Origin of the sequence: Sanguibacter sp. Z1732, assembly GCF_051020515.1 — a bacterium.
Classification (GTDB): domain Bacteria; phylum Actinomycetota; class Actinomycetes; order Actinomycetales; family Beutenbergiaceae; genus CALKWS01.
The window spans coordinates 739,007-758,330 of record NZ_CP194857.1 but is presented as its reverse complement, the minus strand read 5'-3'; the positions used below and the strand labels follow the sequence as shown (position 1 = coordinate 758,330).

General features: G+C 68.4%; 19 protein-coding genes, 4 tRNA genes and 2 pseudogenes. 20 read left to right on the top strand and 5 right to left on the bottom strand.

Annotated features, from left to right (window positions below):
- Nucleotides 1-81: 81 nt before the first annotated feature.
- Nucleotides 82-1,497 (top strand): FAD-dependent oxidoreductase, encoded by a 1,416-nt coding sequence (locus tag ACRRRO_RS04205; RefSeq protein ID WP_424796654.1) that lies wholly within the window; start codon nucleotides 82-84, stop codon nucleotides 1,495-1,497.
- A gap of 12 nt (nucleotides 1,498-1,509) precedes the next feature.
- Nucleotides 1,510-2,391 carry a zinc metalloprotease HtpX gene (htpX, locus tag ACRRRO_RS04200; protein ID WP_424786332.1) on the top strand — a complete coding sequence of 294 codons (882 nt, stop codon included), beginning with the start codon at nucleotides 1,510-1,512 and terminating at the stop codon, nucleotides 2,389-2,391.
- A 143-nt stretch (nucleotides 2,392-2,534) separates the two neighbouring features.
- Here htpX and ACRRRO_RS04195 read toward each other — a convergent pair.
- Nucleotides 2,535-2,619: transfer RNA gene (locus ACRRRO_RS04195), tRNA-Tyr, on the bottom strand.
- Between the two features lie 114 nt (nucleotides 2,620-2,733).
- Here ACRRRO_RS04195 and ACRRRO_RS04190 point away from each other — a divergent pair.
- From ACRRRO_RS04190 to ACRRRO_RS04160, 7 genes are all read left to right on the top strand, one after another.
- Nucleotides 2,734-3,237, top strand: a complete 504-nt coding sequence (locus ACRRRO_RS04190; protein ID WP_424796486.1) for a YajQ family cyclic di-GMP-binding protein — start codon at nucleotides 2,734-2,736, stop codon at nucleotides 3,235-3,237.
- An 81-nt stretch (nucleotides 3,238-3,318) separates the two neighbouring features.
- Nucleotides 3,319-3,391, top strand: a tRNA-Thr gene (locus ACRRRO_RS04185).
- Between the two features lie 42 nt (nucleotides 3,392-3,433).
- Nucleotides 3,434-3,507 (top strand) — tRNA-Met (locus ACRRRO_RS04180).
- Nucleotides 3,508-3,575: 68 nt separating this feature from the next.
- A complete protein-coding gene (rpmG, locus tag ACRRRO_RS04175) occupies nucleotides 3,576-3,746 on the top strand; it encodes a 50S ribosomal protein L33 (RefSeq protein WP_424786330.1) in 171 nt (56 codons plus the stop codon).
- A gap of 21 nt (nucleotides 3,747-3,767) precedes the next feature.
- Nucleotides 3,768-4,220: an FAS1-like dehydratase domain-containing protein gene (locus ACRRRO_RS04170; RefSeq protein ID WP_424796485.1), complete on the top strand. Its 453-nt coding sequence runs from the start codon at nucleotides 3,768-3,770 to the stop codon at nucleotides 4,218-4,220.
- Nucleotides 4,217-4,633, top strand: coding sequence for a MaoC/PaaZ C-terminal domain-containing protein (locus ACRRRO_RS04165; RefSeq protein ID WP_424796484.1), 417 nt, complete (start codon nucleotides 4,217-4,219; stop codon nucleotides 4,631-4,633). The genes ACRRRO_RS04170 and ACRRRO_RS04165 overlap by 4 nt, the downstream gene beginning before the upstream one ends.
- A gap of 1 nt (nucleotide 4,634) precedes the next feature.
- Nucleotides 4,635-5,702 (top strand): UDP-N-acetylmuramate dehydrogenase, encoded by a 1,068-nt coding sequence (locus ACRRRO_RS04160; RefSeq protein WP_424796483.1) that lies wholly within the window; start codon nucleotides 4,635-4,637, stop codon nucleotides 5,700-5,702.
- A 61-nt stretch (nucleotides 5,703-5,763) separates the two neighbouring features.
- Here ACRRRO_RS04160 and ACRRRO_RS04155 read toward each other — a convergent pair whose 3' ends face one another.
- Together ACRRRO_RS04155 and ACRRRO_RS04150 are read right to left on the bottom strand one after the other, a co-directional pair.
- Nucleotides 5,764-6,798 (bottom strand): adenosine deaminase, encoded by a 1,035-nt coding sequence (locus tag ACRRRO_RS04155; protein ID WP_434081113.1) that lies wholly within the window; start codon nucleotides 6,796-6,798, stop codon nucleotides 5,764-5,766.
- Nucleotides 6,799-6,939: 141 nt separating this feature from the next.
- Nucleotides 6,940-7,149 (bottom strand): hypothetical protein, encoded by a 210-nt coding sequence (locus ACRRRO_RS04150; RefSeq protein WP_434081112.1) that lies wholly within the window; start codon nucleotides 7,147-7,149, stop codon nucleotides 6,940-6,942.
- An 88-nt stretch (nucleotides 7,150-7,237) separates the two neighbouring features.
- Here ACRRRO_RS04150 and ACRRRO_RS04145 point away from each other — a divergent pair, with 88 nt between their 5' ends.
- The gene (locus tag ACRRRO_RS04145) at nucleotides 7,238-8,341 is read left to right on the top strand and encodes a phosphotransferase (RefSeq protein WP_434081111.1); all 1,104 of its coding nucleotides are present in this window, start codon (nucleotides 7,238-7,240) and stop codon (nucleotides 8,339-8,341) included.
- The gene (locus ACRRRO_RS04140) at nucleotides 8,341-8,784 is read left to right on the top strand and encodes a hypothetical protein (RefSeq protein ID WP_424796480.1); all 444 of its coding nucleotides are present in this window, start codon (nucleotides 8,341-8,343) and stop codon (nucleotides 8,782-8,784) included. The genes ACRRRO_RS04145 and ACRRRO_RS04140 overlap by 1 nt, the downstream gene beginning before the upstream one ends.
- 27 nt (nucleotides 8,785-8,811) lie before the next feature.
- Here the strand turns inward: ACRRRO_RS04140 and ACRRRO_RS04135 are convergent, their stop codons facing one another.
- Together ACRRRO_RS04135 and ACRRRO_RS04130 are read right to left on the bottom strand one after the other, a co-directional pair.
- A complete protein-coding gene (locus ACRRRO_RS04135; RefSeq protein WP_424786323.1) occupies nucleotides 8,812-9,477 on the bottom strand; it encodes a response regulator transcription factor in 666 nt (221 codons plus the stop codon).
- Nucleotides 9,474-10,958: a sensor histidine kinase gene (locus tag ACRRRO_RS04130; RefSeq protein WP_434081110.1), complete on the bottom strand. Its 1,485-nt coding sequence runs from the start codon at nucleotides 10,956-10,958 to the stop codon at nucleotides 9,474-9,476. Before ACRRRO_RS04130 ends, ACRRRO_RS04135 begins: the two co-directional genes overlap by 4 nt.
- 205 nt (nucleotides 10,959-11,163) lie before the next feature.
- On the opposite strand from ACRRRO_RS04130, the gene ACRRRO_RS04125 reads away from it, so the two are divergent.
- The 9 genes and pseudogenes from ACRRRO_RS04125 (at nucleotide 11,164) to rpoB (ending at nucleotide 19,249) form a co-directional block, all read left to right on the top strand.
- Nucleotides 11,164-11,236, top strand: a tRNA-Trp gene (locus ACRRRO_RS04125).
- A 94-nt stretch (nucleotides 11,237-11,330) separates the two neighbouring features.
- Nucleotides 11,331-11,777, top strand: a complete 447-nt coding sequence (locus tag ACRRRO_RS04120) for a hypothetical protein (protein ID WP_434081109.1) — start codon at nucleotides 11,331-11,333, stop codon at nucleotides 11,775-11,777.
- Nucleotides 11,750-11,842, top strand: coding sequence for a hypothetical protein (locus ACRRRO_RS04115; RefSeq protein WP_434081108.1), 93 nt, complete (start codon nucleotides 11,750-11,752; stop codon nucleotides 11,840-11,842). Before ACRRRO_RS04120 ends, ACRRRO_RS04115 begins: the two co-directional genes overlap by 28 nt.
- A 57-nt stretch (nucleotides 11,843-11,899) precedes the next feature.
- Nucleotides 11,900-12,745, top strand: coding sequence for a transcription termination/antitermination protein NusG (gene nusG, locus ACRRRO_RS04110; RefSeq protein ID WP_424786320.1), 846 nt, complete (start codon nucleotides 11,900-11,902; stop codon nucleotides 12,743-12,745).
- A 108-nt stretch (nucleotides 12,746-12,853) separates the two neighbouring features.
- Entirely contained in the window at nucleotides 12,854-13,285 is a 432-nt protein-coding gene (gene rplK, locus ACRRRO_RS04105; RefSeq protein ID WP_424786319.1) for a 50S ribosomal protein L11, read from the top strand.
- Nucleotides 13,286-13,349: 64 nt separating this feature from the next.
- Nucleotides 13,350-14,062 (top strand): annotated as a pseudogene (gene rplA / locus ACRRRO_RS04100) (50S ribosomal protein L1).
- 308 nt (nucleotides 14,063-14,370) lie between these two features.
- A complete protein-coding gene (gene rplJ, locus ACRRRO_RS04095; protein WP_424786317.1) occupies nucleotides 14,371-14,907 on the top strand; it encodes a 50S ribosomal protein L10 in 537 nt (178 codons plus the stop codon).
- Nucleotides 14,908-14,975: 68 nt separating this feature from the next.
- Nucleotides 14,976-15,365: a 50S ribosomal protein L7/L12 gene (gene rplL, locus ACRRRO_RS04090; RefSeq protein WP_424786316.1), complete on the top strand. Its 390-nt coding sequence runs from the start codon at nucleotides 14,976-14,978 to the stop codon at nucleotides 15,363-15,365.
- Between the two features lie 378 nt (nucleotides 15,366-15,743).
- A pseudogene (gene rpoB, locus ACRRRO_RS04085) lies at nucleotides 15,744-19,249 on the top strand (DNA-directed RNA polymerase subunit beta).
- Nucleotides 19,250-19,324: the final 75 nt, after the last annotated feature.

Sequence of the window (19,324 nt, the reverse complement as noted above, 5' to 3'; positions counted from 1 at the left end):
ACACACGACCCGCACTGCCCGCCGTGGTGCTGGTTGCCTACACTGGCAGGTAAGACTTCCTTCTTCTCGAAAGGCAACACCATTCCCACTCCACAGTTGCGGGTCGCCATCGTGGGAGCCGGGCCGGCCGGCATCTACGCCGCCGATATCCTCGCCAAGACCGATCTGGACGTGGCGATCGACCTGTTCGAGCGACTGCCCGCGCCCTACGGACTGGTGCGCTACGGCGTGGCCCCGGACCACCCCCGGATCAAGGGCATCGTGAACGCGCTGTACAAGGTGCTGCAGCGTGGGGATATCCGCCTGATCGGCAACGTGGATGTCGGCACCGACCTGACCGTGCCGCAACTGCGGGAGTACTACGACGCCATCGTCTTCTCCACCGGCGCGATCCGGGACGCGGACCTGAACATCCCCGGGGTGGACCTGCCCGGCAGTTACGGTGCCGCCGACTTCGTCTCGTGGTTCGACGGCCATCCCGATGTCCCGCGAACCTGGCCGCTGGAAGCCGAGAAGGTCGCCGTGATCGGCAACGGTAACGTGGCGCTGGATGTGGCCCGGATGCTGGCCAAGCACGTCCCGGACCTGATGGGAACCGAGATCCCGCAGAACGTGATCGACGGCTTGGCCGCCAACCCCGTGACCGATGTGCACGTCTTCGGACGTCGGGGCCCGGCCCAGGCCAAGTTCACCCCGTTGGAGTTGCGCGAGCTGGGCAAGGTGCCCGGTGTGGACGTGGTGGTGTACCCCGAGGACTTCGAGTTCGATGAGGGTTCGGAGGAGGCGCTGGCGGCCAGCAACCAGACCCGGCAGGTGGTCAAGACCCTCACCGACTGGACCATGCGCGATCCCGCCGAGATGACCGCGTCGCGACGGATCCACCTGCACTTCCTGCACCGGCCCGTGGAGGTCCTGGGCACCGATGCCGTCACCGGGCTGCGCACCGAGCGCACCGAACTGACCGGGGACGGTTCGGTCCGGGGGACCGGCCGGTTCGAGGAGTTCGAGGTCCAGGCGATCTACCGCGCGGTGGGCTACTTCGGCTCCTCCGTGCCGCAGGTGCCCTTCGACCCGGTGGCCGGAGTGATCCCGAACGAGACCGGCCGAGTGCTGGACGACGACGGTGAGCACGTACGCGGTTTGTATGCCACCGGGTGGATCAAGCGGGGGCCGGTGGGACTGATCGGGCACACCAAGTCCGATGCGCAGGAGACCATCGCCAACCTGATCCAGGACGTCCAGGCGGACCTGCGGGCCGGCGTGTTGCCGGGAGCACCGAAAGTTGATCCGGAGGCGATCCTGGAGCGGTTGCGGGCCGACGGTGTGCCCTATACCTCCTGGACCGGCTGGGAGTTGCTGGACGCCCATGAGCGTGCCCTGGGCGAGAAGCAGGGGCGCGAGCGCGTCAAGGTGGTCCCTCGCGAGGAGATGACGGAGATCTCCCGCGGGGGTATGTTCGTCGAGGCTGGTGCGGGCGGCGCACCCCCGGTGGCTTAGGAGGTCACCACCATGGGAACCGGTGTGGGCAACACGGTCAAGACCGCAGGCCTGTTCGCGGTGATGTGGGCGGTGACGATGGCCCTGGGCGCCCTGGTGGCGGCCGGGACCGGGAACTCCTCATTGATCTGGGTCTTCGCCGGCGTGGGCGTGGTGATGACCTTCGTGAGTTTCTGGAACTCGGACAAGATCGCCATCCGGGCGATGAAGGCCCAGCCGGTGACTGAGGCCCAGGCCCCGCAGATGCACCGAATCGTGCGCGAACTGGCCGCCAGGGCCGAACAGCCGATGCCGCGGCTGTACATCTCGCCGACCCGGTCCCCGAACGCCTTCGCCACCGGCCGCAACCCCCGCAATGCCGCGGTGTGCTGCACCGTGGGCATCCTGGAACTGCTGGACGAGCGGGAACTGCGCGGGGTGCTCGGGCACGAGTTGATGCACGTGTACAACCGGGACATCCTCACCTCCTCGGTCGCCGCGGCCATGGCCGGTGTGATCACCTCGGTGGCCCAGTTCCTGCTGTTCACCGGTGGCGCCGGCCGGCAGCGTACCGGGGGAGCGCTGGCACTGGTCGGGATGCTCGCGATGGCCCTGCTGGCCCCGTTCGCCGCCGGACTGATCCGGATGGCCATCTCGCGCACGCGTGAGTACGACGCCGACGCCTCCGGGGCCGATCTCACCGGTGACCCGTTGGCGCTGGCCTCCGCGCTGCGGAAACTGGAGCGGGGCACCGCCGCTCGGCCGCTGAAGCCGGCCGGCGACCTGGCCGATGTCTCGCACCTGATGATCGCCAATCCGTTCCGGGCCGAGGCGGTCTCCAGACTCTTCGCCACCCACCCGCCGATGAGCGAGCGGATCGAACGCCTGGAGCGCAGGGCGACCGGGCAGCGCTGACCTGCTCTCCTCGGCCGCCCGGCCCGTCGGCCCGGCGGCTCGCCCCTCCGGTCCGGGCGGAGGCGATGCGCTACCCCCTACCGCCTATCGATGCCTGCGCACGCAACGGAGCCCGGACCCTCGTGTGGGTCCGGGCTCCGTGGTGGTGGCGGGTGCAGGATTCGAACCTGCGAAGCGTGACGCGGCTGATTTACAGTCAGCTCCCTTTGGCCGCTCGGGCAACCCGCCGTATGGTCGGCACTAGCGCCGGATGGCAGAATACCAAGTTCGCGGCGCGGCTGTGACCATCGGGTCGCCAACGTCACATCCCCAGTTCCCCCAGCAGCACCAAGGAGGGCCACCGTGGCCAGCGTTGCCTCGTTCGACGTCGTCAGCAAGATCGACCGCCAGGAGGTGGACAACGCGCTGAACCAGGCCGCCAAGGAGGTCTCCCAGCGTTATGACTTCCGGGGCGTGGGCGCCGGGATCCAATGGTCCGGCACCGAGGCGGTGGTCCTGACCGCTAACTCCGCCGAACGCGTGTTGGCGGTGCTGGACGTGTTCCAGAGCAAGCTGGTCCGCCGGGGCGTCTCGCTCAAGGCCCTGGACACCGGTGAGGGGGAGCCGCAGCCCTCCGGCAAGGAGTACCGCCTCGTGGCCACCCTCAAGGAGGGCCTGTCGAGTGAGAACGCCAAGAAGATCACCAAACTGATCCGCGAGGACGGGCCCAAGGGCGTCAAGACCCAGATCACCGGGGACGAGGTGCGGGTGAGCGACAAGTCCCGGGATCATCTGCAGGCCGTGATCGCGATGCTCAAGGAGGCAGATGACATCGATGCGGCCCTGCAGTTCGTGAACTTCCGCTGAACTGGCTGCGATGAGACGTGGTCATTGTCACGTCCCGACGATTTCGCTGAACGGGCACTGACGTTGTAGCCTCGTTGCGCCGCCCCGATAGCTCAGTCGGCAGAGCGTCTCCATGGTAAGGAGAAGGTCAAGGGTTCGATTCCCTTTCGGGGCTCTGGTTCATCGCGCGGGCTCTGTGGCACCATGCGTTGAGCACGGCGGGGTAGCTCAGACGGTAAGAGCGCACGACTCATAATCGTGAGGTCGCGGGTTCGATCCCCGCCCCCGCTACACGGAGAATCACCAGCACCACCACCTGCCGACCGTCGCGGCAGGACCTGCGAGCGTAAGGAAGACCAGTGGCCAGCAAGTCCGCGGACGTCCGCCCCAAGATCACCCTTGCCTGTGAGGTGTGCAAGGAGCGCAACTACATCACCAAGAAGAACCGTCGGAACAACCCCGACCGGTTGGAACTGGCCAAGTACTGCTCCCGCTGCAACGCCAAGACCAACCACAAGGAGACGCGCTGAATCGGCGCTAGCATGAACGGCATGGCCCAGGTCGATGCCGACTACCTAGGGCGGGTGTTCACCGGAACCCCGCCCTACGTCGTCTCCGAAGTCAAACTCGCCGAGTTCGCCGACGCCGTCGGCGCGACCTCCCCGTTGCACACCGATCCCGAGGCGGCGCGCGCCCGCGGCTACCGCCACGTGATCGCGCCGGCGACCTTCGCCGTCGTCGTCGCGCAGCGCGCCGAGGCAGAGTACATCTCCGATCCCGGGTCCGGGATCGACTTCTCCCGCGTGGTCCACGCCGAGCAGGCCTTCGACCACCACCGCCCGATCACCGCCGGGGACCGGCTGCACACCGCTGTGCACGTGGCCGGCATCACCGAACGCGCCGGCATCACGATGGTCACCACTCGTACCGAGATCGCCGACGACGACGGCGCACCGGTCTGTGCGGTCACCTCCACCCTGGCCGTGCGCGGGGAGGGGCGATGAACCCGCTACGCGCCGGCGTCGAGCCCGGCACCGAACTGTTCACCGTCACCACCGAGGTGGATCGTGACCGACTGGTGCGCTACGCCGGTGCCAGCGGTGACTTCAACCCGATCCACTACAACGACCGCATCGCCACCGAGGTCGGCCTGCCCGGGGTGATCGCCCACGGGATGCTGACCATGGGCCTGGCTGCCTCCGCCCTGGGTGATCACCTGGGCGATCCCGGGGACGTGCTGGGCTTGGCCACCCGGTTCACCCGTCCCGTCCCGGTACCGGACCCCGGTCAGGTGCAGGTACGCATCAGCGCCACCGTGCGCAGCGTTGAGGGCGACGTCGCGCTCGTGGACCTGGCCGTGAAGGTCGAGGACCGGGCGGTGCTGGGCAAGGCGCGGGCGAAGGTCCGGCTGCACTGAGATGACCGGTACCCCCTCGCTGGCGGAGTTGACCACCCTGCGCGTGGGTGGGCCGGTGCACACGTTCGTGGCCGCAGCCGACCAGGCGACGATCATCGAGACCGTGCGGGGCGCCGACGCCGACTCTCGCCCACTGCTGGTGCTCGGTGGCGGGTCGAACATCCTGGCACCGGATGCCGGATTCGACGGGATCGTGGTCCAGGACCAGCGCACCGGGGTGTCGGTGCAGGAGTCCGGGACCGGCCAGGGCGTGACCGTCACCGTCCCCGCCGGCCAGGACTGGGACGGGTTCGTCGCCCGGGCGGTAGCCGAGGGGTGGCAGGGGGTGGAGGCGCTGTCCGGAATCCCCGGGTCCACCGGCGCCACCCCGATGCAGAACGTGGGCGCCTACGGTCAGGAGGTCAGCGAGGTGATCGTCGCGGTGCGCACCTGGGACCGGGCCGAGAGACGGATCCGCACCCTGTCCCGGACCGACCTGGCCTTCCACTACCGCAACTCGGTGCTGAAGGAGTCGCTGTACGCCCCGGACTCGCCGTGGTTCCCCACACCCAGGTACGTGGTGCTCCAGGTGCAGTTCCAGATGGTGCGGGCTGACGCCTCCGCACCGATCCGGTACGCCGAACTGGCCAGGACGCTCGGGGTGGCGGTGGGCGAGCGGGTGCCGTCGGCACAGGTGCGCGAGGCGGTGCTGGCCCTGCGGCGCGGTAAGGGCATGGTGCTGGACGCCGATGATCACGACACCTGGAGCGCCGGGTCCTTCTTCACCAACCCGATCCTGGACGCCACCCGGGCCGCGGGGCTGCCGCCGCAGGCGCCACGGTTCGACGCCGGGCAGGGCCGGGTGAAGACCTCGGCTGCATGGCTGATCGCCCAGGCCGGATTCGACAAGGGGTACGGGCTGCCCGGAGCGGCCGCGTTGTCCACCAAGCACACCCTGGCGCTGACCAACCGTGGCGGCGCGCGCGCAGCCGATCTGGTCGCCCTGGCGCGCACGGTGCGCGCCGGCGTGCAGGAGCGCTTCGGGGTGGAACTGGTCCCGGAGCCGGTCGTGCTGGGCGGGAGGCTGTAGCGCCGACGCTCTCGCGGTGTGGCGTATCCGCCCCTGACCGGTGGCCCGGAGGTACCTGCCGTCAGACTCCGGCGAGCCAGTCGTCCACACCGGTCAGCAACCGCCGGCGCACCGAGTCGGAGGCCAGGCTTGCGCGGATCGAGGAGCGTGCCAACTCGGCCAGTTCGGCGTCTGTGAACCCGTGCACCTCCCGGGCGGTGCGGTACTGGTCGGTGAGCCGGGAGCCGAAGAGCAGCGGGTCGTCGGCGCCTAGCGCCACCTGCGCTCCGGCGCCCACCAGTGTGCGCAGCGGAACCTCATCCGAGCCCGGGTAGACACCCAGGGAGACGTTCGAGCCCGGGCACACCTCCAGAGCGATCCCGGCATCCACCACCCGGTCCAGCACGCGGGGATCCTCCGCCGCCCGGACCCCGTGGCCGAGCCGATCCGGTCGCAGGGTGCCCAGGACCTCCTCGATATGGTCCGGACCGAGGAGTTCCCCGCCGTGGGGTACCAGGGCCAGCCCGCCCCGGGCCGCGATCGCGAAGGCAGGGCCGAACTCGCTGGTGTCACCGCGCCGTTCGTCATTGCTCAGCCCGAACCCGACCACACCGCCCGGGGAGTCCGAGGCATACCGGGCCGCCAGTCGGGCCAGCACGCGGGCATCCAGGGGGTGGCGCACCCGGGAGGCGGCCACCACGACGCCGATATCCACTCCGGTGGCCGTGCTGGTCTGCTCGGCCTCATCCAGGACCACCTCCAGGGCCGGGGTCAGGCCGCCCACGAACGGGGCGTACGAGGTGGGGTCGACCTGGAGCTCCAGGCGACCGGAGCCCTCCTCGGCATCAGCCTGTGCGGCCTCCCGCACGATCCGGCGCATGGCCGACTCCGAGCGGACCACTGCCCGGGCGGCGTCGTACAGGCGCTGGAAGCGGAACCAGCCGCGCTCGTTGGCCGGCAGCCGCAGTGGGTCCAGCCCGGCGGCATGCTCCCGCAGGCTCTGCGGCAACCTGATGCCCGCCTCGTCAGCCAGGTCCGACAACGTCTGCGGGTGCATCGACCCGGTGAAGTGCAGATGCAGATGCGCCTTGGGCAAGGAGGAGAGATCGCGAGGCACGGTCCTACCCTAGGACCCCTCCGGCACTGCCCCGGGCCGGTGCTGCGGCCGGTAGCGGGTCCCCGACGTGATGGGCACCACCTCGCCGCCGGGCCGCTGCGGTCGCCTAACCGCTGCCCGCGCGCGAGGATGAGAGGGTTCTCATCCGGGGTTCATCCGATCGTCATCGTGTTGGAGTGTGGTGCCACAATGACCTCCTCCGGGGCCACGTCCCGCACCGATGCCGACTCCGAGCACGCCGACCTCGCACTCCTGCGCGGTTCCGGCCGCACCGCCATGGTCGAGGCGGCCCTGACCGGCTCGAAGCAGTTCGATCCGGGAACCGACACCGACCTGCAGGTCAGCGTGCACCAGGTGCACCACCGGCCGGGCGCCGGCGTCAGCGTGGGCTACTCGGTGAGCTTCCTCTCTCCGGGGGCGTCGGGTGCACGACTACGTGGTGGCGTCCACGTCCCCTGCGGCGACCGGTGGGGAGGGGGTGGCCCTGCTGGACGACGGCGTGCGTCAGGTCCGGATGTGGCGCCGCCCGTTCGACCCGCTGCTGCCCGGGCTGCGCTCGGCAAGCGACCCCGAGGTGGTGAGTTCCTGGCTGGCGGCGATCGGGTTGGGCAGTGCCGGTGCGGTGACCATGCGAACGGTCAGTTACCGGCCGACCCGTCGAGCGGTGCTGCGGGTGGAGAGCGCTGCGGGCACGGTGTTCGTCAAGGTGCTGCCCGAGCGGAAGAGTGCCGACCTGATCGCTCGGCACCAGTTGCTCGAATCTGCCGGGGTACCGGTCCCGCGAGTCCTGGCCACGCCCGTGCCGGGCGTGTGCGTGCTCAGCGCGGCTCGCGGCTCGCCGTTGGCTCAGGCGATCGCCGGTGCCGACACCCATCCCGAGAATCTGCCCGAGCCTGCGGAACTGGTGCGCTGGCTGGATCTGCTGCCCGAGCAGACCCTGACGCTGCCCCGGAGACCGTCCTGGTCGGATCGGCTGGACTTCCACACCGCAGCGGCCGCCGCAGCACTTCCGGAGCAGGCCGATGAGGTGGTGGACCTGGGCGCCCGCCTGGCCGAGGCGTTGACCGCGGTACCCGAGGAGGAGGTGCCCACCCACGGGGACTACTACGAGGCCAACGTGTTCACCAGTGGTGGCGCGGTCAGCGATGTGATCGACATCGACTCCCTCGGGCCCGGCCGGCGCAGTGATGATCTGGCGACGATGCTGGGGCACGTGGCGGTCCTGCCGGACCTGGCTCCCCGGGTCTACGCCCACACGCCCGAGGTTCTGCAGCGGATGCGGCAGGACTTCGAAACCCGGGTCGGTGCGCACGCGTTGCGCGTGCGCACCGCCGCCGTGGTGCTGTCCCTGATCGCCGGTGCCACCCCGGAGCAGGCCCGGGCAAGGCTGCGGATCGCCACCCAGTGGGCGCACGCCTCGGTCCGCACCCGGCGCGGGGCGAACTCCAATCTGAGAGACCTCTCATCTGCATCTCCGGTCCCTCTCATGCACGCCACCGATGATGAAGCCATCGCGAACTCGCTCGAACAGAAGGACGGATGATGAGTAGACGTACATGGACGGCCGCCGGCGCACTGGGTGTGCTGGGCGTGGCCGGTGGCGGCATCGTGGCCATGGCCGATGCCCCGAACGACGCGAGCCTCGAGGGGGTGTCCCTGGCCGGTCAGAACGCGGACCAGAGCGCGGTGGAACGCAGCGGGACCGCGGTGAGCCAGGTACGCGCCGCTTCCGGTCTGACCAAGGCCGAGCCGGGGAACGTGAGTTTCTCCGCACCCTCACTGACCAGCCCGGTGAGCCCGGACAGCCCCGCAACGCCGCCGAGCCCGAACTCCCCGCCATCGCCGGTGAGCCCGCCCAGCCCGAACACACCGCCGTCTCCGCCCAGCCCGGACACTCCTCCGTCTCCGCCCAGCCCCGCCAGCCCGCCCAGCGCCGAGTCCCCGGATTCGCCGGACTCCCCGCCGTCGGCTGACTCCGGCGACTGAGGCAGCCGGTCTCCACCGGTGGCGGCCTCAGGGCGAACTGAGTCGGTAGCCCATTCCGCGCACGGTCTCGAAGTGCTCAGCGCCGAGTTTCTTGCGTAGGTAGCGCACGTACACATCCACCACGTTGGAACCCGGGTCGAAGTCGTAACCCCACACCCGGGAGAGCAACTGCTCGCGGCTGAGGACCTGGCCGGGGTTGCGCAAGAACGTCTCAGCAAGGGCGAACTCGCGTGCGGACAGGTCAACGGCCTTGTCACCCACGTGAGCCTTACGGGTGCGCAGGTCCAGGGACAACCCTCCATGGCGCAGCACGGTCGTCTCGCCGGAACTGCCGTCGGTGCGCAGCCGCAACCGCACCCGGGCGAGCAGTTCCTCGAACTGGAATGGCTTGGCCATGTAGTCATCCGCGCCTCCCTCCAGCCCGGCCACGGTGTCGGAGACCGAGGAGCGAGCGGTCAGGATGATCACCGGCATCATGCTCTGCATCGCCCGGATGCGCTTGAGCGCGGTGAAGCCGTCCTGGTCCGGCAGGCCCAGATCCAGTATGAGCAGGTCGAACTCTCCGGTGACGGCGAGGTCCACCGTCTCCCTGGCGGTGCCCACCACGGTCGGCGAGTAGCCGGCAGCGCGTAACCCCTTGGCCACGAACGAGGCGATTCGTGGTTCATCCTCGGCGATGAGGATCTGACTCATGCTGGCTGCTCCGTCCTGTCGAGCTGATCGGTGAGGCCGTACAGGGGCAGGACCAGGGTGACCGTGGTGCCTTGTCCGAGCGCGGACCGGATGGTGACGTGCCCTCCGTGGGCCTCGGTGATGGATCGCACGATCGGCAGGCCAAGCCCGGAGCCCTCGATCGCCGGATCCAGCCGCTCGAACCGCCCGAAGATCTTCTCGAAGTTCTCCTCGGCGATCCCGCTGCCCTCGTCGTCGCGGACCCACAGGTGCAGGGCGGACTGCTCAACGCGGGACCCGACCGCGATCCGGCTCCCGGGCTCGGAGAAGCGCACGGCGTTGACGCACAACTGCAACAGGGCCTGGGTCAGCCGTTGGGGGTCCACCGGGGCGGTCACCTCGGCCAGGGAGTCCAGGCTCCACTGACGCTCCCCGAGCAGGCGTGCCTTGCCCAGCACCTCGTCGGTCAACATCGCGATGTCGGTGGGGCGCGCGGCCACGAAGTCCGGTCGGCGGGCGCGTGCCAGCGTCATCAGGTCGTCCACCAGGCGGTTCATCCGGCCGATCTCGTCCAGCAACACGTCCTTGGTGGCCCGGGCGTCCCCGGGGTCGCTGGGGTCCATCAGTTCCAGGTGTCCCTGCACGATCGTCAGCGGCGTGCGCAGTTCGTGGCCGGCGTCGTCGAGCAGTTGGCGCTGGGAGGCGAAGGCCTGCTCCAGGCGTTCCAGCATCTGGTTGAACGTGCCCGTCAGTGCGGCCAGGTCGTCATTGCCCACCACCGGTATCCGCAGCGACAGGTCGGTGGAGGAGATCGACTCGGCAGTCTCACCCAGCAACCGGATCGGGCGCAGCACCCGGCCCACGGTGAACCAGCCGATCGCACTGATCACCAGCAGGGAAACCACACCCACCAGGGCGTAGAGCTGGTAGGTATCGGCCATGGCCGTGTGCTCGGCGCCCCGGTCGAAGGCCATCACCAGCGTGCCCAGACTCTCGTCGCCCTCGATGCGCACCGGCACTACCGCCGCGCGGTAGGTGGTCTCGGAGGTCTCGATCATGGTGAGCCGGCCCTGCGGGGTGGTGCCGGCGGCGCCTGCGGCGGCCTGGGCGGTGAGGATCTCACCCAGAGCCGCCATCAACTCCGGATCGTCCTCCAGCCGGAGCTCGACGGTAGTGGGCGCGGTGTTTCGGAGTTCGCCCTCCAAGAAGGCCAGGCTGCCCTCGTTCGGGGACATCGCGATGCGTTGCAGGCCAGTGCGCAGCAACGCCGCGACCGAGTCGAAGGGCGCACCGGTGCGCGGGTCCAGTCCCTGATCTGCCAGGGTGTGGAACTCGCTCACGTTGCGTTCCAGCGCGTCGTCGATCTGGGCGTCCACCCGCTCGCGCTCGAAGTAGAACGCCGTCAGCCCGGCCACCGCCAGCGCGAGCATCGCCATGAACACAAGGCTGCCCAGTACGCGCGTACGCACGCTGATCCCGTGGCGTCCTGCCTTGGTGTTCACCCGGCAAGTATGACCCGTCCACACCCGTGGCCGAGGCGCATCGTCCGCCCGGGCCACGCGACAGCTGAACGGCTGCTGACGTGATCTTGGCGACGGTGGTTCGACCTCGGGGTCGGATGCGCGTACACTCGAGGCCGGTGGTTGACGTGCACCAGGCTGGTGTGTGCCCTGAATCAGGGATTCCCGGTCGTCACGACAGCATCGAAGGGCAGTGGCGCAATTGGTAGCGCACCGGTCTCCAAAACCGGCGGTTGTGGGTTCGAGTCCCGCCTGCCCTGCAGAGCAGGTCGTCCCAGGGACGACCGGCCGAGCACCTTCGCGAGTTGCGTTGAGTGCACCACCTGGACACCCATGGAGTAGGGGAAGACTGTTGTGAGCACATCCACGAACGCGCCCGGTGATCCCGGACGCGACCGGGATGATGACGCCGCCGATCCCGACGGCGCTCAGGCGCAACCTGCCGAGGGTGTCGACAAGGCCCGGGCGAACCCGGCTTCCGCGGGTGAGGATGCCGGCGCCGGCGCGGAGGGCACCGCAGTATCCAGTGGCCGCGATGTGACCAAAAAGGTACGCCAGGAGGCCCGCAGGTCCGAGGCGGCGGCACGCAAGACCGGGGGCGCCGAGGGCAAGCGGCCTGCGCGCAAGCCGACCCCGAAGACCTCCGCCGTTCCCGGTCGGGAGGGTGAGGACCTGGGGTTCTTCGCCAGGATCGTCTTGTTCGTGCGTCAGGTCATCACCGAGATCCGCAAGGTGGCACCCCTACCCGCAACGAACTCGTCACCTTCTCCGTGGTGGTCGTCGTGTTCATCCTGGCGATGATGGCCTATGTGGGCGTGCTGGACTACGCCATCGGCCGGCTCGTGCTGTGGGTGTTCGGCAACTAGTTCTATGACCGGGTTGTGCCACCCGGCCCCAATCAAGTGAGGAAAGCAGGACAGGACGTGTCTGAGGAGACCCCCGACGTGCACGAGCGGACCGACGACGCCGTCGGCGACGGCGCGGCCCCGGCCGAGACCGCCGAGCAGGAGGCGACCGAGGCGCCTGTGACGACGACGCCAGAGTCCACCGAGCAGGACGCGACCGAGGACCAGGCGCCAGAGTCCACCGAGGTGGACGAGAGCGCTGCGGCCGGACCGAGCGAAGGCGACGCGAACGGCGACGGCGCGGCCGCCGCCGTGGAGGACGAGGACCCGGTGGAGGCATTCCGCAGGGAACTGCGGACCCTGCCCGGCGAGTGGTACGTGATCCACTCCTACGCGGGGTACGAGAACCGGGTGAAGGTCAACCTGGAGTCGCGGATCCAGTCCTTGAACATGGAGGACTACATCTTCCAGGTCGAGGTGCCGATGGAGGAGGTCGTGGAGATCAAGAACTCCGTCCGCAAGGTCGTCAAGCGCGTCCGGGTGCCAAGTTACGTGTTGGTGCGTATGGACCTGACCGATGAGTCCTGGGGAGCGGTCCGCCACACCCCTGGGGTGACCGGCTTCGTCGGGCACGCCCACGCCCCGGTGCCGCTGACCCAGAACGAAGTGGTCTCCATGCTCTCGCCGATGATCGAGCAGAAGGCCCCGGTGCAGCGCGCCGGTGCCGCCGCCTCCGGCGCACCCGCAGTGCAGGTGGACTTCACCGTCGGGGAGTCGGTCACCGTCACCGACGGCCCCTTCGACACTCTCCCGGCTACGATCTCGGAGATCAACGCCGAGGGCCAGAAGCTCAAGGTGCTGGTGTCGATCTTCGGCCGGGAGACCCCGGTGGAGTTGTCGTTCAACCAGGTCGCCAAGATCTAGTCGGGGAACGAATCAGATGTGGGGGATCCACCCCCGAACCGGGAGCGCCGCTCTCGGATGCAACCGGGTCATCGCCCATGGCGTGGGCCCACAACACAGGAGAGAAACATGCCCCCCAAGAAGAAGGTCGCAGGCCTGATCAAACTCCAGATCCAGGCTGGTGCCGCCAACCCCGCGCCGCCGATCGGCCCCGCGCTGGGTCAGCACGGCGTGAACATCATGGAGTTCTGCAAGGCCTACAACGCCGCCACCGAATCTCAGCGCGGGAACGTGGTCCCGGTGGAGATCACGGTGTACGAGGACCGCTCGTTCACCTTCATCACCAAGACCCCGCCGGCCTCCGAACTGATCAAGAAGGCCGCCGGTGTGGCCAAGGGGTCGGGCACCCCGCACACCTCCAAGGTCGGGTCGCTGACGGCGGACCAGGTCAAGGAGATCGCCCAGACCAAGATGGAAGACCTCAATGCCCGGGACGTGGACGCGGCGGCGAAGATCATCGCAGGCACCGCCCGCTCGATGGGCATCACGGTCCAGAACTGATCAACCGATCACCCCAGTGGGAGGGCCGGCGCGGCCCGCACCACGACTGCACAAGGAGAAGCAGATGACACAGCGCAGCAAGACCTACCGCAAGGCGGCCGAGAAGGTCGACCGTTCCCGCACGCATAGCCCGATCGAGGCGATCCGGCTGGCCAAGGACGGCTCGGGCACCAAGTTCAACGCCACCGTGGACCTGGCCCTTCGCCTGGGCGTGGACCCTCGCAAGGCCGATCAGATGGTGCGTGGCACCGTGAACCTGCCCCACGGCACCGGTAAGACCGCCCGCGTGGTGGTATTCGCCGTCGGCGAGCGCGCCGAGCAGGCCCTGGCCGCAGGTGCCGACGAGGTCGGCGGTGACGAGCTGATCGAGAAGGTCGCCGGCGGGTACACCAACTTCGACGCCGCCGTGGCCACCCCGGACCTGATGGTAAGGTCGGTCGGCTGGGCCGGGTGCTGGGCCCCCGTGGCCTGATGCCCAACCCCAAGACCGGGACCGTGACGATGGACGTGGCCAAGGCCGTCACCGACATCAAGGGCGGACGCATCGACTTCCGCGTGGACAAGCACGCCAACCTGCACCTGATCATCGGCAAGACCTCCTTCTCCGAGACCCAGCTCGCGGAGAACTACGGTGCGGCCATGGAGGAGATCCAGCGGCTCAAGCCCGCCTCCGCCAAGGGCCGCTACATCAGCAAGGCGACGCTGAGCACCACGATGGGTCCGGGCATTCCGGTCGACCCGACCCGCACCCGGAACTTCACCGAGGAGGATGAGTGAGTCACTGACTCACCTCCGCCTGCGACGGCCCGGTACCCACGCGGGTACCGGGCCGTCGGCCTGCCAGGCCTGTGGTGGTGTTCACAGTGCCCGGACTTGGAGCCGCGGATCGACCGCGCTACAGTGGAGGTTGCCCAAGACCGCAGGTCGCCCGTCACCCGACGGGGCTAAGCCCGCATGACGCGGGGCCGGCGCAGGTGATTGAGTTCGGCCCGGAGTTTGCCTCCGGTCCACGAGCCCCGTCACGTGCGCGGGGCTTTTGTCATGTCAGGCCCGGCTCGCGGCAAGCAACGCGAATAGGAGGGCCCATGGCACGCCCTGACAAGGCAGCCGCGGTTGCCGAACTGACGGAGCGCTTCCGGCAGTCCGACGCCGTTGTGCTGACCGAGTACCGCGGGCTGACGGTGTCCCAGCTCAACGAGTTGCGTAACTCCCTCGGTGCCACCACCACCTACCGGGTGACGAAGAACACCTTGACCGCGATCGCGGCCAAGGAAGCCGGTGTCACGGCCTTCGACGACCAGCTAAACGGTCCCACTGCGATCGCCTTCATCGACGGCGACCCCGTCGAGGCGACCAAGGGTCTGCGCGACTTCGCCAAGGACAACCCGAGCCTGGTGATCAAGGCCGGTGTCCTGGACGGACGCTCGCTCAGCGCCGAGGAGATCAACAAGATCGCCGACCTGGAGTCGCGCGAGGTGCTGCTGGCCAAGTTGGCCGGGGCCCTCAAAGCGACCCTGCACCAGGCGGCCTATGTCTTCAACGCCCCGGCGGCGAAGGCAGTGCGCACCATCGAAGCCCTGCGTGAGAAGCAGGACAACCCAGAGAACTCTGCCGCGGCCTGACCGCCCGGAGACTCACCATCCCCACTGCTTCTCCCGCAAGCAGTACCAACCAGGAAGGAACGCCAACCATGGCGAAGCTCAGCACCGAAGAGCTCATTGACGCTTTCAAGGAACTGACCCTGCTCGAGCTCTCCGAGTTCGTCAAGCAGTTCGAGGAGACCTTCGAGGTCACCGCTGCCGCCCCGGTCGCCGCTGCTGCTGCCGGTCCGGCCGCTGGTGGCGGCGAGGCCGAGGCTGCCGAGGAGCAGTCCGAGTTCGACGTCGTCCTCGAGTCCGTCGGGGACAAGAAGATCCAGGTCATCAAGGAGGTGCGCGCGCTGACCAGCCTGGGCCTGAAGGAGGCCAAGGACCTGGTCGACGGTGCACCCAAGCCGGTCCTGGAGGGGGTCGACAAGGAGGCCGCGGACAAGGCCAAGGAGGCCCTCGAGGGCGCCGGAGCCACCGTCAACCTCAAGTGATCCTGCACACGGGCAGGTTGTCCACCAGCCTGCCCGTGTGATCTCGGCCGAGGCCGAGGCGAGGCCCGCATCCCTGCGAATCAGCGGATGCGGGCCTCGCCCGACCGGCCGCCGCTCTCCTCACGGCCCGGACCGGGGATGTGAACCCCTCGGATCACCTCCCCGACACGTCGCCGCACCAGTCACGCTGTTGGACAAGACTCGCGTCAACGGCTATGCTGTCGCTTTGCGCTGTCGTATGCCCCTGGCGGCCCCAACCGGACACCCGCGCAAGTCACGAATCCATACCGATTCGTCGTGTGCCCGGGCCGGAACCCGGGAAGTCGCCACCGGGATCTAGCAGCGCGCGTGCTCACGATCTGCAGGGAAGGACCCCTCTTGGCTGCCTCGCGCACCCCTTCTGCTCCCACCACCGAAGCTATCGAACAACGAACCGCTTCCCGTCGCGTTTCCTTCGCCAGGATCCACGAACCCCTCCAGGCCCCGGACCTGCTCGGTCTGCAGACCAACAGTTTCGACTGGCTGCTGGGTAACGACCGATGGCTGGCCCGCCTGGAGAAGGATGGCGACCCGGCCACCAACTCCGGTCTGGAGGAGATCTTCGAGGAGATCTCCCCGATCGAGGACTTCGGCGGCACCATGTCCCTGTCCTTCCGCGACCACCGCTTCGAGCCCCCGAAGTACAGCGCGGAGGAGTGCAAGGAGAAGGACTTCACCTACTCGGCGCCACTGTTCGTCACCGCTGAGTTCGTCAACTACACCACCGGTGAGATCAAGTCCCAGACGGTCTTCATGGGCGAGTTCCCGTTGATGACCGATCGCGGCACCTTCATCATCAACGGCACCGAGCGCGTCGTCGTCTCCCAGTTGGTGCGGTCCCCGGGGGTGTACTTCGAACGTAGCCCGGACAAGACCAGCGACAAGGACATCTTCACTGCCAAGGTGATCCCCTCCCGGGGCGCCTGGCTCGAGTTCGAGATCGACAAGCGCGACGCCGTGGGCGTGCGGGTGGACCGTAAGCGGAAGCAGTCGGTCACCGTCTTCCTCAAGGCTCTGGGGATGACCGAGTCCGAGATCCGCGAGGAGTTCGCCGACTACCCGGCCGTGCTGGACACCCTGGAGAAGGACACCGTCTCCACCCAGGACGAGGCACTGCTGGACATCTACCGCAAGATCCGGCCGGGCGAGCCGCCCACGGTCGAGGCGGGCCAGGCGCTCCTGGACAACTTCTACTTCAACGCCAAGCGCTACGACCTGGCCAAGGTGGGCCGCTACAAGCTGAACAAGAAGCTCGGTCTGGACGCCCCGCTGTCGGACTCGGTGCTCTCCCGTGCAGACGTGGTCGCCGATCCGGTACATGGCCGGCCTGCACAAGGGCGATCGGTCCATGGAGGGCGTGCGTGCCGGGGAGCCGATCGAGTTGCCGGTGGAGACCGACGACATCGACCACTTCGGTAACCGGCGCATCCGCGCCGTGGGTGAGCTGATCCAGAACCAGGTGCGCACCGGGCTGTCCCGGATGGAGCGTGTGGTCCGGGAGCGGATGACCACCCAGGACGTGGAGGCGATCACACCGCAGACGCTGATCAACATCCGTCCGGTGGTGGCCTCGATCAAGGAGTTCTTCGGCACCAGCCAGCTCTCCCAGTTCATGGACCAGAACAACCCCCTGGCCGGGTTGACGCACAAGCGTCGTCTGTCCGCGCTGGGCCCGGGTGGCCTGTCCCGTGACAGGGCCGGCATGGAGGTGCGCGACGTGCACCCCTCGCACTACGGCCGGATGTGTCCGATCGAGACCCCTGAGGGTCCCAACATCGGACTGATCGGCTCGCTGGCGACCTACGCCCGGATCAACCCCTTCGGCTTCGTCGAGACCCCCTACCGCAAGGTCGTCAAGGGTGTCGTCACCGATGATGTGGAGTACCTGACGGCCGACGACGAGGACCGCTTCGTCATCGCCCAGGCCAACGCCGCGGTCGATGAGAAGGGCCGGTTCACCGAGGAGACCGTGCTGGTCCGCACGCGTGGCGGTGAGGCGATCGACGTGCCCGCCGACCAGGTGGACTACATGGACGTCTCGGCCCGCCAGATGGTCTCGGTTGCCACCGCGATGATCCCGTTCCTGGAGCACGACGACGCCAACCGCGCCCTGATGGGTGCGAACATGCAGCGTCAGGCGGTGCCGTTGTTGCGCTCGGAGGCCCCGTTGGTGGGTACCGGGATGGAGCGGCGCGCAGCGGTGGACGCCGGCGACGTGATCGTGGCCTCCAAACCCGGTGTGGTGACCGAGGTCTCCGCCGACGCCATCGTGGTGGCGCTGGACGACGGGGGCACCCAGACCTACCGGGTGGCCAAGTTCAACCGCTCCAACCAGGGCACCTCCTACAACCAGCGGGTGCTGGTGGACGAGGGCCAGCGCATCGAGGTCGGCTCGGTGCTGGCCGACGGCCCGGCCACCGATGAGGGCGAACTGGCACTGGGCAAGAACCTGCTGGCGGCCTTCATGTCCTGGGAGGGGCACAACTTCGAGGACGCCATCATCCTGTCCCAGCGACTGGTGCAGGACGACATCCTCTCCTCCATCCACATCGAGGAACACGAGGTCGACGCCCGCGACACCAAGTTGGGCCCGGAGGAGATCACCCGGGACATCCCGAACGTCTCCGACGAGGTGCTGGCCGACCTGGACGAGCGCGGCATCATCCGGATCGGCGCCGAGGTCGGAGCCGGCGATGTGCTGGTCGGCAAGGTCACACCCAAGGGTGAGACCGAACTGACCCCCGAGGAGCGGCTGCTGCGCGCGATCTTCGGTGAGAAGGCGCGCGAAGTGCGCGACACCTCCCTGAAGGTTCCGCACGGCGAGTCCGGAACCGTGATCGCGGTGCGGGAGTTCAACCGGGACGACGGCGACGAGTTGCCCCCCGGCGTGAACCAGCTCGTGCGGGTCTACATCGCCCAGCGACGCAAGATCACCGATGGTGACAAGCTCGCCGGGCGGCACGGGAACAAGGGTGTGATCGCCAAGATCCTGCCCGTGGAGGACATGCCGTTCCTGCCCGACGGCACCCCCGTCGACATCATCCTGAACCCCCTGGGCGTGCCCCGGCGGATGAACGTGGGCCAGGTGCTCGAGACGCACCTGGGCTGGGTGGCCAAGCACGGCTGGGACGTCGGCGTGGAGCAGGCCAAGAGCGGCAAACTGCCCGCATGGGCCGAGCACTTCGCACCTGAGGCCCTCAGGGGCGATCCGGAGAGCCCGGTGGCATCGCCGGTGTTCGACGGGTTGCACGAGGAGGAGGTACGCGGCCTGCTGGCCTCGACCAACCTCACCCGCGACGGTGAGCAGTTGGTGGACTCCTCCGGCAAGGCGGTGCTGTTCGACGGCCGTTCCGGAGAGCCCTACCCCGAGCCGGTCTCGGTGGGCTACATGTACATCTTGAAACTCCACCACCTGGTGGACGACAAGATCCACGCCCGCTCCACCGGTCCGTACTCGATGATCACCCAGCAGCCACTGGGCGGTAAGGCACAGTTCGGTGGCCAGCGGTTCGGGGAGATGGAGGTCTGGGCCCTGGAGGCCTACGGCGCCGCCTACACCCTGCAGGAGCTGCTGACCATCAAGTCCGACGACGTGCCGGGCCGGGTCAAGGTGTATGAGGCCATCGTCAAGGGTGAGAACATCCCCGACTCGGGCATCCCGGAGTCGTTCAAGGTGCTGCTGAAGGAGATGCAGTCCCTGTGCCTGAACGTGGAGGTGCTCTCCTCCGACGGAACCTCCATCGAGATGCGTGAAACCGATGAGGAGGTCTACCGGGCTGCAGAGGAACTCGGTATCGACCTGTCTCCGTCGTCGTCCCGACGCCAGCAGCGTCGAAGAGATCTGAGGCGCCGCCCTGCCCGGTCCGCGCACGCGCGATCCGGGCAGGGCGAAGCGGCCCATCGCAAAGTTCCACACGGTG

Bases quoted from the DNA above. Each gene is read 5' to 3' on its own strand.
- htpX (WP_424786332.1), top strand. From the start codon at position 1,510: ATGGGAACCGGTGTGGGCAACACGGTCAAGACCGCAGGCCTGTTCGCG.
- ACRRRO_RS04170 (WP_424796485.1), top strand. From the start codon at position 3,768: ATGGCCCAGGTCGATGCCGACTACCTAGGGCGGGTGTTCACCGGAACC.
- ACRRRO_RS04165 (WP_424796484.1), top strand. From the start codon at position 4,217: ATGAACCCGCTACGCGCCGGCGTCGAGCCCGGCACCGAACTGTTCACC.
- ACRRRO_RS04160 (WP_424796483.1), top strand. From the start codon at position 4,635: ATGACCGGTACCCCCTCGCTGGCGGAGTTGACCACCCTGCGCGTGGGT.
- ACRRRO_RS04140 (WP_424796480.1), top strand. From the start codon at position 8,341: ATGAGTAGACGTACATGGACGGCCGCCGGCGCACTGGGTGTGCTGGGC.
- ACRRRO_RS04135 (WP_424786323.1), bottom strand. From the start codon at position 9,477: ATGAGTCAGATCCTCATCGCCGAGGATGAACCACGAATCGCCTCGTTC.
- rplK (WP_424786319.1), top strand. From the start codon at position 12,854: ATGCCCCCCAAGAAGAAGGTCGCAGGCCTGATCAAACTCCAGATCCAG.
- rplJ (WP_424786317.1), top strand. From the start codon at position 14,371: ATGGCACGCCCTGACAAGGCAGCCGCGGTTGCCGAACTGACGGAGCGC.
- rplL (WP_424786316.1), top strand. From the start codon at position 14,976: ATGGCGAAGCTCAGCACCGAAGAGCTCATTGACGCTTTCAAGGAACTG.